Annotated in this window: 15 protein-coding genes; 9 read left to right on the forward strand and 6 right to left on the reverse strand. The window is 67.9% G+C overall.

Translation table 11 applies throughout. The features are described from left to right. Positions 1–233 precede the first annotated feature (233 nt). The 3 genes from yczE to DQ353_RS15020 all read left to right on the forward strand — a co-directional run bounded on the left by yczE (position 234) and on the right by DQ353_RS15020 (position 2,159). Positions 234–917: a membrane protein YczE gene (gene yczE / locus DQ353_RS15010; RefSeq protein ID WP_113763639.1), complete on the forward strand. Its 684-nt coding sequence runs from the start codon at positions 234–236 to the stop codon at positions 915–917. Between the two features lie 88 nt (positions 918–1,005). Beyond that, entirely contained in the window at positions 1,006–1,620 is a 615-nt protein-coding gene (locus tag DQ353_RS15015; RefSeq protein WP_113763641.1) for a hypothetical protein, read from the forward strand. Positions 1,621–1,742: 122 nt separating this feature from the next. Next, positions 1,743–2,159, forward strand: a complete 417-nt coding sequence (locus tag DQ353_RS15020; RefSeq protein ID WP_071216261.1) for a DUF1761 domain-containing protein — start codon at positions 1,743–1,745, stop codon at positions 2,157–2,159. A gap of 24 nt (positions 2,160–2,183) precedes the next feature. Here DQ353_RS15020 and DQ353_RS15025 read toward each other — a convergent pair whose 3' ends face one another. Further along, a complete protein-coding gene (locus tag DQ353_RS15025) occupies positions 2,184–2,615 on the reverse strand; it encodes a hypothetical protein (protein WP_113763643.1) in 432 nt (143 codons plus the stop codon). A gap of 282 nt (positions 2,616–2,897) precedes the next feature. On the opposite strand from DQ353_RS15025, the gene DQ353_RS15030 reads away from it, so the two are divergent. After that, the gene (locus tag DQ353_RS15030) at positions 2,898–3,713 is read left to right on the forward strand and encodes an RDD family protein (protein ID WP_113763645.1); all 816 of its coding nucleotides are present in this window, start codon (positions 2,898–2,900) and stop codon (positions 3,711–3,713) included. A gap of 123 nt (positions 3,714–3,836) precedes the next feature. On the opposite strand, the gene DQ353_RS15035 is transcribed toward DQ353_RS15030, so the two are convergent. After that, positions 3,837–4,691: an HAD family hydrolase gene (locus DQ353_RS15035; protein WP_113763647.1), complete on the reverse strand. Its 855-nt coding sequence runs from the start codon at positions 4,689–4,691 to the stop codon at positions 3,837–3,839. Between the two features lie 186 nt (positions 4,692–4,877). Then, on the reverse strand, positions 4,878–6,164 hold the full coding sequence (gene serS, locus DQ353_RS15040; protein ID WP_113763649.1) for a serine--tRNA ligase: 1,287 nt from the start codon (positions 6,162–6,164) through the stop codon (positions 4,878–4,880). Between the two features lie 38 nt (positions 6,165–6,202). On the opposite strand from serS, the gene DQ353_RS15045 reads away from it, so the two are divergent. Further along, entirely contained in the window at positions 6,203–7,246 is a 1,044-nt protein-coding gene (locus DQ353_RS15045; protein WP_113763651.1) for a diacylglycerol/lipid kinase family protein, read from the forward strand. A gap of 53 nt (positions 7,247–7,299) precedes the next feature. Here DQ353_RS15045 and pheA read toward each other — a convergent pair whose 3' ends face one another. Both pheA and DQ353_RS15055 read right to left on the reverse strand, forming a co-directional pair. Beyond that, positions 7,300–8,229: a prephenate dehydratase gene (pheA, locus tag DQ353_RS15050; RefSeq protein WP_113763653.1), complete on the reverse strand. Its 930-nt coding sequence runs from the start codon at positions 8,227–8,229 to the stop codon at positions 7,300–7,302. Next, entirely contained in the window at positions 8,226–8,552 is a 327-nt protein-coding gene (locus DQ353_RS15055) for a rhodanese-like domain-containing protein (RefSeq protein ID WP_113763655.1), read from the reverse strand. The genes pheA and DQ353_RS15055 overlap by 4 nt, the downstream gene beginning before the upstream one ends. A gap of 258 nt (positions 8,553–8,810) precedes the next feature. On the opposite strand from DQ353_RS15055, the gene DQ353_RS15060 reads away from it, so the two are divergent. Beyond that, positions 8,811–10,193, forward strand: a complete 1,383-nt coding sequence (locus DQ353_RS15060) for an amidase (protein WP_113763767.1) — start codon at positions 8,811–8,813, stop codon at positions 10,191–10,193. 52 nt (positions 10,194–10,245) lie between these two features. Beyond that, positions 10,246–11,703: a peptide MFS transporter gene (locus DQ353_RS15065; protein ID WP_113763657.1), complete on the forward strand. Its 1,458-nt coding sequence runs from the start codon at positions 10,246–10,248 to the stop codon at positions 11,701–11,703. Positions 11,704–11,801: 98 nt separating this feature from the next. Here the strand turns inward: DQ353_RS15065 and DQ353_RS22005 are convergent, their stop codons facing one another. Then, positions 11,802–12,326, reverse strand: coding sequence for a DUF4190 domain-containing protein (locus tag DQ353_RS22005; protein ID WP_220094024.1), 525 nt, complete (start codon positions 12,324–12,326; stop codon positions 11,802–11,804). A gap of 706 nt (positions 12,327–13,032) precedes the next feature. Here DQ353_RS22005 and DQ353_RS15080 point away from each other — a divergent pair. Continuing rightward, positions 13,033–14,238, forward strand: coding sequence for a M4 family metallopeptidase (locus tag DQ353_RS15080; protein WP_113763661.1), 1,206 nt, complete (start codon positions 13,033–13,035; stop codon positions 14,236–14,238). Beyond that, the gene (locus DQ353_RS15085; protein ID WP_113763663.1) at positions 14,231–14,551 is read left to right on the forward strand and encodes a protealysin inhibitor emfourin; all 321 of its coding nucleotides are present in this window, start codon (positions 14,231–14,233) and stop codon (positions 14,549–14,551) included. The genes DQ353_RS15080 and DQ353_RS15085 overlap by 8 nt, the downstream gene beginning before the upstream one ends. Positions 14,552–14,565: the final 14 nt, after the last annotated feature.

Raw genomic sequence — 14,565 nt, forward strand, 5'->3', positions numbered from 1 at the left:
ACAACGGCCTGCTGCACTTGCTCGTCCACAACGGGCTCCCGCACGTCCTTTTGCCCCGGCACCTGGACCCCGAGCAGATCCCCCGCCGCAACTCCTACTGGCCGCAAAACCAAACCACCCTCTTCTAGGAAAACGCGGCCCAGAAAGGCCGCCCAGTGCCCTCGAGTCGGTGCAGCAGGCCACATCATGACGAGAAGTTTTTCCACTCGCAGGTTGTGCGACATGCTGGATGCATGACCAAGCCAGCCCCACGTGAACTTGCCCAGCTGACCCCGCTCGCGCAGTTGAGGGCTGGACGGCTTCCGCTGCGGCTTCTCCAGCTCTTTGTGGGTCTCACGTTGTTCGGCGTGGCGATGGCCGGATTCGTCCGTTCGGGTCTCGGGCTGGCCCCGTGGGACGTGCTCCACTACGGCGTCACCCTGCACACCGGGCTCAGCCTGGGCACCGTGGTGATCATCTTCGGGTTCATCGTGCTGCTGCTCTGGATCCCCCTGCGGCAGATGCCCGGCCTGGGCACCATCGCCAACGTCATCTGGCTTGGCATTGCTGCCGACATCGGGTTGGCGATCATTCCCGAGGCCCACGGCCTGCCCGCACAGCTGGCCATGTTCATCGCCGCCCTGCTGGTGAACGGACTCGGCGGCGGGCTGTACATCGGCAGCCAGCTCGGCCCGGGCCCGCGCGACGGGTTGATGACGGGGCTGCATGCGCGCACCGGAATCAGCCTGCGCGTGGCGCGCACCGGCGTCGAGGTCATCGTGCTGGCCATTGGCTGGCTCCTGGGCGGCATCGTCGGTTTCGGAACCGTCCTGTACGCCGTGGCCATCGGACCGGTCACCCAGCTCTTCCTGCGCTTCTGCATCATCAAGCTCCGCACGGATGCTCCCGCCGAAGAAGTCCCCACGGCCGCCCCGTAGCAACGGAACCGCCGACGGCCACCTCGCGGCCGCGTGGAAACCCGCGTACATCCAGACGAAAGCCGGGTTTCGCTGCATAATTGGGAATGTGTATGTCGTAACCCTGAAACAACGCGATCGACGCGCCGACGGCGACCTCGGCGATGAAATGCTGCGCACCCTCGCGCACGTCCCGACGCTTGCGCCGTTCCAGCGCTCCGGCCCCGCCGTGCTGGTCGGGGTCCCCGAGCGTGCCGAGGACGCGGTGGACGCGGTGCTGCGGGCGCTGCGCAGCCACCACTGGGTGGTCGGACTAGGCGTGGGCAGCCTGTACGAACCGGTGCCCCGCGAGGCGCAATACCTCCAGGGCACCGCGCTGGGCTATGCGCACACGGCCGTGGAGCGCTCCGAGCACACCGGGGAGCGGATCCCGCTGTGTGTCGTCGGCCCCGAGGCGGCCATCGCCGGCGAGGCCGAGGCGGTGCTGCGCCTACTCGGGCAGATTGTCAGCACCCGCAGCGTGGCCGAATGGGCCGTGCTCGACCTGCTCACCCCGGGGGTGCGCGGACAGCAGAAGCATGTCGCCGCCGAACTGGGCATCAGCGCCCAGGCCGTTTCCAAGGCCGTGGTTCGCTCGGCATGGGTCGAGGAATGGGCGGCGCGGCCCGCAGCCGCCCGATTGCTGCGCTGGAGCGAATTCCCCGACGAGCCGGCCGGGGCCTAGTCCGCCAGGAATCCCCGGACCCCTAGTCAGCCACTGGTTTTGGCCGTAGTATCGGCGATATTGATGACCCGTATACCGGGGACCGGTGACATGGCCCCGCACGATGGCACGAGGAGCAAACGATGGTTCCGGAAATTAATTGGATCGCCGTAATTGTGGCCACGATTTCGACCATGGTGGTCGGCAGCATCTGGTACACCCCGAAGGTGTTCGGCAACTATTGGATGCGGGTGGCCAAGGTGACTCCCGGCAGCGGCAAGAGCGCCGTCGTCCCGATCCTGGTGACCCTCGTCGTGAGCTTCATCAGCGCCTGGGTCCTGGCCGGTGCGACGTACCTGTCCTTTGACTTCTATGGCGGGTCCTACCTCACCAACGCCTTGCTGACCGCCTTGATCCTGTGGGGCGGCTTCACCGCGGCACGCTTCATCACCCACGACGCCTTCGAGGGCCGGCCCGTGGGGCTCACCGCGTTGAACTGCCTCCACGAGCTGGTGACATTCCTGGTGATGGGTGTGGTCATCGGGCTCTTCGCCATCTGATATCGGAGGAGCCGAAAGGCGGCGCTACTTCGTCGCGGACGGGGAAGGCAGCGGGTCCTGCTCGAACTCGAGCCACCCGATCGTGTACTTCCCGCCGCGCTCGAACACGTCGAAGCGTTCCCCCTCCGGGTGGCTGGGCGTGCTCAGGGTCAGTTCGGACCAATGCCCCATGGTCGAATCCGGCACCGGCTTCACCGTGAAATCGGCCGCGACGCCCAGATCCTTCAGCTGCGCCGCCAGGCGATCGAATTGCTCCCCGACGGTGTCCGTCCCGCCCGTGGTGGTCACCCGGCAGACCTCGACCTGGTCCCCGGCCAGCGTCGAGGCAACCAGGTGGTCCATGGCTTCCTCGAGGCTCGGCTCCCCGGTGTTGCAGATGACGTCCGGGGAGGTGCACCCGGCCAGCAGCGTCGCGGCACCGAGCAGGGACAGGGCGAGGATTCCGGCGCGTTTCATGGGTTTAAGCATAGCCAGTCGAATCGCCCGGGGCTGTCGGCTGCGCTGTGTCCCGGGAAGTGTGCGGGCATCGGAAGCACACGCACGGCGCGCCGGGCATCCCAGCGAACCACGTAGGATTACCCGGTAACCGCATCAATTGGAGAAAATATAGATGGTTTTCGCCGCCGCACCGGCGTCCCTTGGCGCTTCCCCACCGGGAACTGGGCATTCCTGGCCGACGACTGGCGCGCCTTCTGCGCCGCGTCCGTTGAAGCGCTCATCGTCCTGGCGGCGGGTGCGGTGCAGCACACCTTCGTCGGGAGTTCGACTTGTGGCACCCCGGCCAAGGCTGTCGCAAGCGCCATCCTCGTCGCCGTCGCGACCGCCTGGGTCTACGGCTTCATCTGCTTTTCGGCACACACCATCGGGACCCTGTTGTGCGGCACCCGCATCGTGAGGCTGCGCGACGGGTCGGCACCCGGGATGCTGCGCGGCGGCCGGGCCATGATCGTGCGCACCGTCGTCTGGGTGGCGTGCCCGATTGGCCCGCCGCTGGCGGCCCCGAACACCGACGGCAAGAACATCCCCCAATGCCGTCGCTTCCACATCAGCATCCTCAAGAAGCACCCGCACGAGGCGCCGCTCGATGACCCGACCGGCCTCGAAGCCGCCCACGGGCGCGGGAACGATGCCCCCGAACACGTTGCTCCGCAATCCGCGCTCCCCAAGGCGGCCATGGATTCGTGCTTCGAGCTGGTCCCATCGCAGTTCCGCGATGGCAGCTGGGGCGCGCAGCCGCAGCTGCGGAGGATCCCGCTGGCGCTCTGCCTTGCCCTGGCCTGCGCCCTGCCAGGCGAGGCCGCCGCGGCGGTCATCTTCGCGCCGGCGTCCACGCTGCTCTACGGCAGGTCCTGCTTCACCGGGATCACGCTCGGCACCCTGGTTGCGGGGACCCGGATCGTGCGCCTGGAAAACGGCGCGGCCCAGGCTGCTGGCGGGGTATCCGGGTCATGTTCTACCGGATCATGCCCGGTTGGGCCGCTCCGTTGCTGCTCTTCGCCGGGCTCTTCGACGGCGCCACAAGCGAGCGTGACATGGCCAGGGCGTTCCATGTGAGCATCGACGTGCGCCGGACCCGGGAACTGCGGGGCCGTTAACGCGACGGATCGCCGCTCGCGGGCGGGGAAGACTCCCCCGCGCGGGCGGCGATCCGTCTGTGCAGATGTTGGCCGGGCGTGCTCAGGCGCGGACGGCCTCGCCCAGGATGTCCTGCAGCACCGCGGCCAACCCGTCGTCGTCGACACCCGCGGCAATCTCGTCGGCCACGGCCTTGACCTCGTCCGGGGCCTGGCCCATGGCCACGCCGCGGCCGGCCCAGGCGAGCATCTCGATGTCGTTGCGGCCATCGCCCACGGCAATGGTTGCCTCGATGTCGAACCCGTGCTTCTCGCGCAGCACCTCGAGGCCGCTGGCCTTGGTGACGCCCTCGGCTGCGATGTCCAGCCAGGCGGTCCAGCCCACCGAGTAGGTGACACCGGAAAGGCCCATGGCGCCGACGGCCTCGCCGAATTCCTCGGCCGTTGCGTCGGTGGAGAAGACCACCAGGCGCACCGCGGTGGCCGCGAGCATCACATCGAGCGTCACCGGGGTGGCGACAACGCCGAAGCTGGCATCCTGGAAGCGTTCGGTGGACAGGAATCGCCCCGCATCGTCTTCCAGCGCATACTTGGCGGTGGGCAGCGCCTTGACCAGGGCGCGCAGTGCCGGGGCCGGGTCGAAGGTCTTGCGTTCGACGACCTCGTAGCCGTCCTCCAGCGACAAATCGATGCGGACGGTGACGCCGCCGTTGCAGCACACCGCGTAGCCGCTCTCGATGCCGAGCATCTGGATGACCGGCAGGGTCGCCCCGAGCGAACGGCCGGTGGAAATAACGACCTCGTGGCCGGCCGCGACGATGGCGCGCGCCGCATCCTTGACCGCCTGGCTCATTTTCCCGTCGTGGTTGACCAGGGTGCCGTCGACGTCAAGGCAGATCATGTAGGTTTCGGTTGCTTGTGACCGGTCTTCGATGCCGGTTCTTGTCATAACTGTCATTCATCCAGTGAAGCATCAAATTCCGGTTCCCGACATGAGCCAACCCACAATGTGTCCTGAACGGTGGATGAACCTCCCCCGAACCTGCGGTGCCGCCGGGACTCGAATGCGCACCAGTCGCCGAAGGGGGGTGCGGCATCGACCGCATCCCCCTTCGGGTTCTTCCGGCGCACGCGGCGCGGTGACCTACAGGAGGGGAAGCACTTCCATGCCACCCAGGTACGGGCGCAGCGCGACGGGCACGTTGACCGAACCGTCGGCGTTCTGGTGGTGCTCCAGGATCGCGACGATCCAGCGCGTGGTCGCCAGGGTGCCGTTGAGCGTTGCCACCGAGCGGGTCTTGCCCGGCTTGCCGTCGACGCCGGTTTCCCGTTCGCGGATGTTCAGGCGGCGGGCCTGGAAGGTGGTGCAGTTGGAGGTGGAGGTCAGTTCGCGGTACGCGTCCTGGGTCGGGACCCAGGCTTCGCAGTCGAACTTGCGCGCCGCGCTCATGCCCAGGTCCCCGGCAGCGGTGTCGATGACGCGGTAGGGCAGCTCGACCTTGGCGAGCATTTCCTCTTCCAGGGCCAGGAGCTTGGCGTGCTCGGCCTCGGATTCCTCCGCGGAGCAGTAGACGAACATCTCGAGCTTGTTGAACTGGTGCACGCGGATGATGCCGCGGGTGTCCTTGCCCGCGGAACCGGCCTCGCGGCGGTAGCAGGAGGACCAGCCGGCGTAGCGGGTCGGACCGGCCGACAGATCAAGGATCTCGTTGGCGTGGTAGCCGGCCAGGGCCACCTCGGAGGTTCCCACCAGGTACAGGTCGTCGCGCTCGAGCTTGTAGATCTCGTCGTCGTGCTCGACGTCGAAGCCGGTGCCCTGCATGGTCTCGGGGCGGACCAGGGTCGGGGTGATCATCGGGATGAAGTCTTTTTGCAGGGCCAGGTCCAACGCCATGTTCATGAGCGCAATTTCCAGGCGGGCGCCGACACCCTTGAGGAAGTAGAAACGGGAACCCGAAACCTTCGCACCGCGTTCCATGTCGATGGCGCCGAGCAATTCGCCGAGCTCGAGGTGGTCGCGCGGTTCGAAGCCCTCGGCGGCGAAATCGCGCGGTGCACCCACGTGCTTGACGACGGTGAAGTCGTCCTCGCCGCCGGAGGGCACCCCGTCCAGGATCAGGTTGGGGATGGAGCGCTGCAGCGCGTTGTAGGCCGCGGCTGCCTCGTCGGAGGCCGCCTGGGCGGCCTTCACGTTCTGCGAGAGCTCCTTGACCTCGGCGAGCAGGGCCTGCTTTTCCTCGCCCTTGGCCGCTCCGACCTTCTTGCTGAAGGCATTCTGTTGGGCACGCAGCGCCTCAAAGGATGCAATCGACTCGCGGCGCGCCGAATCGGCGGCCAAAATCGCATCAATCAGGGACTCATCCGCCCCGCGGGCGCGCTGCGAAGCGCGGAAGGTATCTGGATTTTCACTGAGTAGTTTTACGTCGATCACGCCCTAAGCCTAGCAATGCCCGTTAGTCTGGGGAGACTATGCAACGCAATCGACTCTTTGCCCTTATCAGCGCCGGTGCCGCGGGCGCGGCCGCAACGATTAGCTGGCTCTCCGTGCGCAGGCTCGTTGACCGCAACCGGCCCGCTTCCCTGTCGCCCGTCGTCGGCGTCGCCACCTCGGCGCGCAAGGTCGCGCTGGTGGTGAATCCGTCCAAGTCAGGCACCGATGAAGCAATCTCCGCGGTTCAGCACGTGTGCGCCGAGGCCGGCCTGGTGGAGCCATTGGTGATGGAGTCCACGGTAGAGGATCCGGGCCAGGGTGCCGCACGCCGGGCGCTGGAGGCCGGATGCGACGTGGTCATCGCCGCGGGCGGGGACGGAACGGTGCGCGCCGTGGCAGAGGTCCTGCGCGACACCGAGGCAACCCTCGGGCTGATCCCGCTGGGCACCGGGAACCTTCTGGCCCGCAATGTCGAGGTGCCCCTCGAGGACATCGGCACCGCGGCCTTCGGGGCCGTCCGCGGCCCGGTGCGCACCATCGACACCGGCTCTGTCACCCTGAGCCACGTTGACGGGAGCAGCAGCGAACACGCGTTTCTGGTGATCGCCGGGATCGGCACGGATGCCGACGTCATGGACGACACCAACGAGGAGCTCAAGGCCAAGGTCGGCTGGCTGGCCTACTCGGAGGCCGGCTTCCGGCACCTGCCGGGCAAACGCAAGAAGATCTCGATCGCGCTGGACGGCGGAAGCGAACAGACCCGTAGCGTGCGCTCGGTGCTCTTCGCCAACTGCGGGAAGCTGCAAGGCCTGGATCTGGTTCCGGAGGCGAAGGTCGACGACGGCGTGTTGGACGTGGTGGTGCTCAGCCCGCGCAGCGCGGCCGGTTGGGGCTGGATCTTCCTCAAGACGGCCTTCAGGGCCCGCGGCGCCATACCGGTGATGGGCTTCTACCCGAGTGCCTCTTTGACGTTGAGGTGCCACGAACCCATGAACACGCAGATCGACGGGGACGGCACGGGGCTCGTGAACGGTTTGAGCGTCTCAGTGAGGCCCGCGTCGCTGAAGATCCGCCTCGCCTGACACCGCCGGCGGGTCGGTCTCGCGGCGGTGCCCGGCCAGTGCTCCTGCCGGCGTTAGTTGGCCAGGCGCGACTTGAGCCCGGAAACCCACTGCTGCGCCTTGGAGAACGCGTCGTCGGAGTTGTGCGCATCCACGGAAGATGACAGGCCCTGGGCCGCCGGATAGGAACCCAGGAAGCGCAGGTCGGGGCAGACCCGGTGCAGGCCGGTCAATGCGTCCGCCACGCGTTGCTGGGCCAGGTGCCCGTCGACGTCCACGGAGAAGAAGTACTTGCCCATTCCCTCGCCGGTGGGACGCGACTCGATGCGACTGAGGTTCACCCCGCGCACCACGAACTGTTCCAGGATGTCCATCAGGGCGCCCGGGCGGTCCTCGGCCAGCGGCAGGATGACGGTGCTCTTGTCCACGCCGGTCGGCGCCGGGATCGGTCCCGGGCGGGTCACCAGCACGAACCGGGTGACGGCCCCGGCGTTGTCCTCGATGCCGGTGCGCAGGATCTTCAGCCCGCGTTCCTCGGCGACCAGCGGGGAGCAGATCGCCGCGTCGTGGGTGGCCTCGTCGTCCAGCAGCCCCAGTGCTCCGGCGGCGGTCGAGGACGCCGGGATGAATTCCGCTTGCGGAATGTTTGATTCGGCCCAATTGCGGCATTGCGCCCAGGCGTGCCCGTGGGTGGACACGGAGCGGATCTGCTCGAGGGAATCGATGTTCTGGCGCACGGCCAGCACGAAGGTGATGGTCACCAGGGCCTCGCGCATGATTTGCAGGGCCTCGCCGGTGGCGATGGCGTCGAGCGTGGTGGTGACACCGCCCTCGACCGAATTCTCGATCGGGACCATCGCCGCGTCGGCTTCCCCGGCGCGGACCATCTCCAGTGCGGCGTTCACGTTCGCTGCCGGGATGCGCTTGGAATCCCTCGCGTCGGGAACCTGCAGCAGTGCGGCCTCGGTGAAGGTCCCCGCGGGACCCAGATAGGTATAGATCATCGGACGTTGGGCTCCTGGCCGTTTTCGCTCTTGAGTGCCAGCCCGGCTTCCAGCCAGGCCCCGGACCCGCCCGCGATGTTGAACGCGGTGTAGCCCTGCGAGACCAGCCACGCGGCGGCCTGCGCCGAGCGTCCGCCGGTGCGGCAAATGATGTAGGTGTCTTCGTCCGGGTCGAGTTCCCCGTAGCGGACCGGGAGGTCGCCCAGCGGAATGTGGATTGCCCCGGCGGCGTGCCCCTCGGACCATTCGTACTCTTCGCGAACATCCAGGATCAGTGCGCCGGCAGGCACCTGGTCGACTGAAACCGTTTCAAAATCACTCATGGCTCTCCTTTGGCTCGCCGGATTCCCTGTTGACATCCAGCCTAGCGCCCGGGGGTGTTCGGCCACCGCCTCGGTGAAGCGGATGTTGCGCCCCTCGAACGGGACGTTTCACCGAGGCAAACTGGCGCTTCCGGGCGCAACGGGGCCGCAACGCCCAACCCGTACTAGTCTCAAGTCAGACCCATGCCCGCTTCCTCCCACAGGCAACGCCCCATGGCGGGCGCCACCGGTGGCCACATGTTTGCAAAGGAGTCCATGATGACCGAGATATCCGAGCTGACAGCGCTGGAACTTCGCAATGCGCTGCGCCACGGGGAAGTGGGTGCCCGCGAGGCAGCCGCCCACTTCCTGGAACGCATCGAGGCGCTCAACCCCGCCCTGGGATCCTTCGTCACCGTCACCGCCGAGCGGGCCATGGACGCAGCCGCGCAGGCGGACTCCGACCTTGCCGCGGGGCGGGCCCCGGGCATGCTCCACGGCATGCCGCTGGCCTACAAGGACCTGCTCGATGTGGCCGGGGTGCCTACCGGCTACGGGACCGCGGCATTTGAACCGGCCCTCGCGCAGAAGGATTCCCCGTTGGTGGCGACTTTGTCGCGGGCCGGCGCAATTTCACTGGGCAAGACCCAGGTGCCGGAATTCGGGCTGAGCTGCCACTCGGAAAACGACGTGGCCCCGCCCGCCCGCAACCCGTTGGACCCGACCCGCTCCGCCGGGGGTTCCAGCGGCGGGGAGGCCGCGGCCGTGGCCTCCGGCATGCTGCCCTTCGGCCCCGGCAATGACGGCGGCGGCTCGGTGCGCATCCCGGCCTCGGCATGCGGGCTGATCGGACTCAAGCCCGGACTGGGCACCATCCCCAGCGACATCCTCGATGGCACCGTCGACACCTTCGGGGCACCGCGGCTCACGGTTTCCGGGCCGCTGGCGCGCACCGCGCTGGACGCGGCCCTGCTCATGGACGCGATGGTCGACCCCGAACGGGGAACCTACCTCGAGTCGCTGGGCGAGGGGACAGTGGATGCGCTGCGCGGGCTGCGCATCGGGGTCAGCACCGCCAGCCCCTTCGCCTCGGCGTATGCGATCAAGCTCTCATCCGACGCCCATGCGGCGCTGGATGCGGGCTTCAAGTCCCTGCGCGCCCGGGGCCACCACCTGGAGGAGGCGGAAATCTTCTACGACAGCGCCTACCCCGAAACCTTTGCCACGGTGTGGACCAGCGGGCTGGCTGCCGCACCGATCCCGCCGGGCAGGGAGGCGAAGCTGGGGACCCTGGCCCGGTCCTTCCGTGAACGCGCCACGGCGCGCGGGCACAAGACCAGCCTGGAGGCCGCCGCCCGGTTGACGGGCATCGCCGCGGACTTCCGTACCCAGTGGGGCCGCTATGACGTGGTGCTCACTCCTGCGATGGCGTTCGCTCCCCCGGAAATCGGCTTTTACACCTCGCAGGACGCCGACACCGACTACATGCGCCAATGCCAATACACGCCCTACACCTCGATGGTGAATGTCTCGGGGCTTCCTGCCATCACCGTTCCGACGCTCACCACCGCCGCGGGGTTGTCGATGGGAGTGCAAATGATCGGCAGGGCCGGCTCCGAGGCCATGCTGCTGACACTGGCCGCCCAACTGACCACAATGTGAGATTGGTCTACAAAGTAGGCATGGCGCACGTCACGGGCGAAAAATTGATTGCATGTCTATATCCACCCCGCTGAAGGACCGGTCCTCGACCAATTTCTTCGGCCACCCCAAAACGCTCTCGAACCTGTTCAGCATCGAGATGTGGGAACGATTCTCCTTCTACGGGATGCAAGCGATCCTGGCGTACTACATGTACTTCTCCGTCGTCGAGGGCGGGCTCGGCCTGTCCAAGGACCTGGCACTCTCCCTGGTCGGCGCCTACGGCGGCGCCGTCTACCTGAGCACCATCCTCGGCGCCTGGCTCGCGGACCGACTGCTCGGTTCCGAAAAGGTCCTGCTCTCCTCGGCGTTCATCATCATGGCCGGCCACATCGCCCTGGCGGCGCTGCCCGGAGCCGTGGGGCTGGCCATCGGCCTGGTCCTGGTTGCCGTGGGCTCCGGCGGGCTCAAGGCCAACGCCACGGCCCTGGTCGGCTCCCTGTACTCCAAGGAAGACACCCGCCGCGATGCCGGCTTCTCGATCTTCTACATGGGTGTGAACATCGGCGGCCTGCTCGGCCCGCTGCTCACCGGCTTCCTGCACCAGCGCTGGGGCTTCCACATCGGCTTCGCCGCCGCCGCGGTCGGCATGGCCGTGGGCGTGGGCATCTATATGATGGGCCGCAAGGACCTTCCGGCATCCGTCCACGTGGTGGCCAACCCGCTGCCGGCCGGCGCACGCAAGAAGTACGCGCTGTACCTGGTGGGCTTCATCGTCGTGGTCGTGGCGCTCTTCTCGCTGAAGATCGTCACCCCGGCAACGCTGGCCAACGCCATCGCGCTGGCCGTCATCGCGGCCTCCATCATCTACTTCACCCTGATGCTGCGCTCCAAGCGCGTCACCACGGTGGAGCGCAAGCACGTGCTGGCCTTCATCCCGCTGTACGTCGCCTCGGCTGCGTTCTGGGCACTGTTCCAGCAGCAGTTCACGTTCATCGCCGTGTACTCGCAGGAACGCCTGGACCGCACCATCTTCGGCTGGGAAATGCCCGCTTCCTGGGTCCAGTCGATCAACCCGGTGTTCATCATCGTGCTCGCCGGCGTATTCGCGGCCCTGTGGACCAAGCTGGGCACCCGCCAGCCGGGCACCGTGGCGAAGTTCTCCGCCTCGCTGATGATCGTCGGGATCGCGTTCCTGGTCTTCATCCCGCTTGAATCCCTGGAGAAGACCCCGCTGCTGGCACTGGTCGGGATCCTATTGCTGTGCACCCTGGCCGAGCTGCTGCTGAGCCCCATCGGCCAGTCGGTGACCACCAAGCTGGCGCCGGCGGCCTTCGGCACGCAGATGATCGCGCTGTTCTTCCTCTCGGTGTCCCTGGGCACCACGCTGGCCGGAATCCTGGCCGGCTTCTACACCGAGGGCAACGAGATCACCTACTTCCTGGCCCTGGGCGGCACCGCGATCGTGCTGGGCATTGCCCTGCTGCTCTCCGCACCTGCCCTGAAGAAGCTGATGGGCGAGGTCCGCTAGGGCCTTCCCGCGCACTTCCCGCATGAAAACAGCGGCCGCACCCGGCTTCCAAGCCCGGGTGTGGCCGCTGTTTTCGCGTGTCCTCGAAGGGGTTCGCGCTACCAGGAACTCATCGAGGCGGAAAATACGGTGATGAGGAAAAGCGCCCCCAGCACGATGAACCCCAGCATCAGGTAGCCGGTCACAAGCCCGGCAATGGCGATTCCGCGCATGTGCGGTTCCCGCTTCAACGCCAAGTGGCCGCAGATGACCGCCGCAATCTGGGGGAAAATCAGCATCCCGCCGGTGAGCACCGCGATGATTCCGGTCACCAGCGACACGATCGCCAACGCGCCGGCCGGCTGCTGGACCGGCATCGGGTATCCGGGTTGGGGGTAGCCCGGTGTCGGGTAGTGCTGCGGGTGGCCGGGCTGGCCGCCCGCCCGTTGCCCGGCGTGCTGCCCGGCAAATCCGTACCCGCGACCGTTCGGCGCCCCGGCAACCGGCGGCGCATCCAACGGCATGTCCAGGTACGGGTTGCGCGGTGGTGCCGCGTGCGGGTTCCGCGACCAGCGCGGGTCGTTCGGATCGTCAAACGACGGATCCGCCGCGGGCTCGTGCCCTCCGACTTCGTCCTCGGCCATGGTTTCCTTCCCCCTCCAGCGACCCGGCCCGCACTGCACGGAGATTCGTGCAGTGCGGGCGCGGCTTCCGGTTCCCCAGCTTAGCGACGATCCGGCACCTCGCCCATCCCCGGTTCAAGGCCAGCGCGAAGCCCGATGGAGCCGACTGGGCGTGGTGGCGGGCACCGCGGCAACAACAAGCGAGCCGGCAACGGGCAAAACGCCCAGGAGCCGGGGACGCATCCGATGAACATGTAGCCGAAGATGATCACGATCACCCGCATACCCAGCATCATGTGGCCGATGACCGGCCCGAACACCGCAAGGGGGCGGGCCCCGGCTCCATCCCCCGTTCTGTCCCGGCCGGTTGCCTTGGCCGGTTGCCCTGGCCGGCGAAACCGTACCCTTGGCCCTCCGGTCTCCCGGCCATCGGTGGCGCATCCAACGGCATCTGCCGGCAGGGGTTGCGGGGACGCGCCTCATGCGGGTTCCGCGACCAGCGCGGGTCCTTCGGATCGTCGAACGACGGCCCCCGCGTCGGGCTCGTTCGGGTCCTTTTCGTGCGTGGCCAAGGGGTTTCCCTTCCGTGCCCGGGCTAGTGCGGCGGGAGGGTGTCCCGCACGCCGCGTCCTTCGACGCGGCGCCGGCCCGCCCCAGGTCCAGCGTTCGATCCCGGCCACAGCGCGCTCACATCGGCCGCTCAGGATCCGGTGGGAGAGTTGGCACCATGGACAAGGAAACCCAACCTCCAGCCGCAAAGCCCCACCCCCGGCACCATGCGGTGCCACCGTACCTGCTGGTGTCGATGGCCGCCTGCGACGGGGCGTGGGAAGCCCCGGCGGCGATGCGCGAATTCATCGCGCACCCGCCGGTGGAAGGCGGCCGGGACCTTCCGGGCGCGCACGGCGAACACGCGGGCCCGGGCCGCGAAACCCGTCGCCGCATCGCCACCCGCGCACGCCAAACGCTGCTGCTGGACCAGGCACTGCTGCACGCGCGGGCCACCACGCACACCGACATCGCCCGGCTGCTGGACCCGGCCGGTCGCCTGGTGCGGGTTGTTTCCGACGCCCGGGGTGCGGAGACCACCCCCGGAACCACCGTGCGCACCGAGGGCCAGGACCCGGGGCGGGATACGGACGCAAACCGCGCCTACGACGGGCTGGGCGAGGTCTACGGGTTCCTCGCCGACATGTTCAAGCGCTCCAGCCTCGACGGCGCCGGGCTGGTGTTGCGCGGCACCGTGCACTACGGGCAGCACTACGACAACGCGTTCTGGGACGGCACCCAAATGGTCATGGGCGACGGGGACGGGGAGATCTTCAATTCCTTCACCTCCTCGCTGTCGGTGATCGCGCACGAGCTGGGGCACGGGCTGCTGCAATACACCACCAACCTTGACTACCGGGGCCAATCCGGAGCACTGAACGAGTCGATCGCCGATGTCTTCGGCGCCCTGGTGGAGCAGTTCGTGGCCGGCGACGACGCGGCGTCCGCCAGCTGGCTGATCGGCAAGGGGCTGTTCACCGACGTCGTCCAGGGCGTGGCGCTGCGTTCCATGGCCGCCCCGGGCACCGCCTACGACGACCCGATCCTGGGCAAGGACCCGCAACCGGCATCCATGGCCGGCTACGTGGACACGGCCGAGGACAACGGCGGGGTGCACCTGAACTCCGGCATCCCCAACCACGCCTTCCATCTCTTCGCCACCGCGCTGGGCGGCAACGCCTGGGAAACCGCCGGGTCCCTGTGGTTCAACGTGATCGCCACCCGCGCCCTGCCGCAGGACGCGGACTTCGGCACCTTCGCCGAACAGACCCTGCTCCAGGCCCGCCGCGACCACGGCGCCGGATCCGCCGTCGAGCGGGCCCTGGCCGAAGCCTGGGACGCCGTCGGGGTCGAACCCGTCGTCCAGGAGGCGGTCCGTGGCTGAGAACCGCAACGAAGTGCTGGTCATCCGCGTGGCGCGCTCCGGCGGGGTCGCCGGAATTTCCCGCACCGGGATCCTGGAACTCCATGCGCAACACCCCGCGCACGAACAGGAGGCCGTCTGGCTCCGCATTGCCCGCGCCGCCCTGGACGAGCTGCGGGCGCTGGAGCAAGCCAAGGCCCCGTCCCTGGTGCGCGATGCGTTCACCTGGTCGCTGAGCATCGACGGGGAAGACCATTCGGTGCCCGACACGCTGCTCACCGGCCCCGCCCGGACCCTGGCCGAACACGTCATCGCGCTCCCGCGCCGCCCCTGAACGCCCGGCGCCCC

Origin of the sequence: Arthrobacter sp. AQ5-05 (assembly GCF_003287975.1) — a bacterium.
In the GTDB taxonomy this organism is placed as follows: domain Bacteria; phylum Actinomycetota; class Actinomycetes; order Actinomycetales; family Micrococcaceae; genus Paeniglutamicibacter.

Bases quoted from the DNA above. Each gene is read 5' to 3' on its own strand.
- DQ353_RS15065 (WP_113763657.1), top strand. From the start codon at position 10,246: ATGTCTATATCCACCCCGCTGAAGGACCGGTCCTCGACCAATTTCTTC.
- DQ353_RS15020 (WP_071216261.1), top strand. From the start codon at position 1,743: ATGGTTCCGGAAATTAATTGGATCGCCGTAATTGTGGCCACGATTTCG.
- DQ353_RS15025 (WP_113763643.1), bottom strand. From the start codon at position 2,615: ATGAAACGCGCCGGAATCCTCGCCCTGTCCCTGCTCGGTGCCGCGACG.
- DQ353_RS15055 (WP_113763655.1), bottom strand. From the start codon at position 8,552: ATGAGTGATTTTGAAACGGTTTCAGTCGACCAGGTGCCTGCCGGCGCA.
- yczE (WP_113763639.1), top strand. From the start codon at position 234: ATGACCAAGCCAGCCCCACGTGAACTTGCCCAGCTGACCCCGCTCGCG.
- DQ353_RS15080 (WP_113763661.1), top strand. From the start codon at position 13,033: ATGGACAAGGAAACCCAACCTCCAGCCGCAAAGCCCCACCCCCGGCAC.
- DQ353_RS15060 (WP_113763767.1), top strand. From the start codon at position 8,811: ATGACCGAGATATCCGAGCTGACAGCGCTGGAACTTCGCAATGCGCTG.
- DQ353_RS15035 (WP_113763647.1), bottom strand. From the start codon at position 4,691: ATGACAGTTATGACAAGAACCGGCATCGAAGACCGGTCACAAGCAACC.
- pheA (WP_113763653.1), bottom strand. From the start codon at position 8,229: ATGATCTATACCTATCTGGGTCCCGCGGGGACCTTCACCGAGGCCGCA.
- DQ353_RS15045 (WP_113763651.1), top strand. From the start codon at position 6,203: ATGCAACGCAATCGACTCTTTGCCCTTATCAGCGCCGGTGCCGCGGGC.
- DQ353_RS22005 (WP_220094024.1), bottom strand. From the start codon at position 12,326: ATGGCCGAGGACGAAGTCGGAGGGCACGAGCCCGCGGCGGATCCGTCG.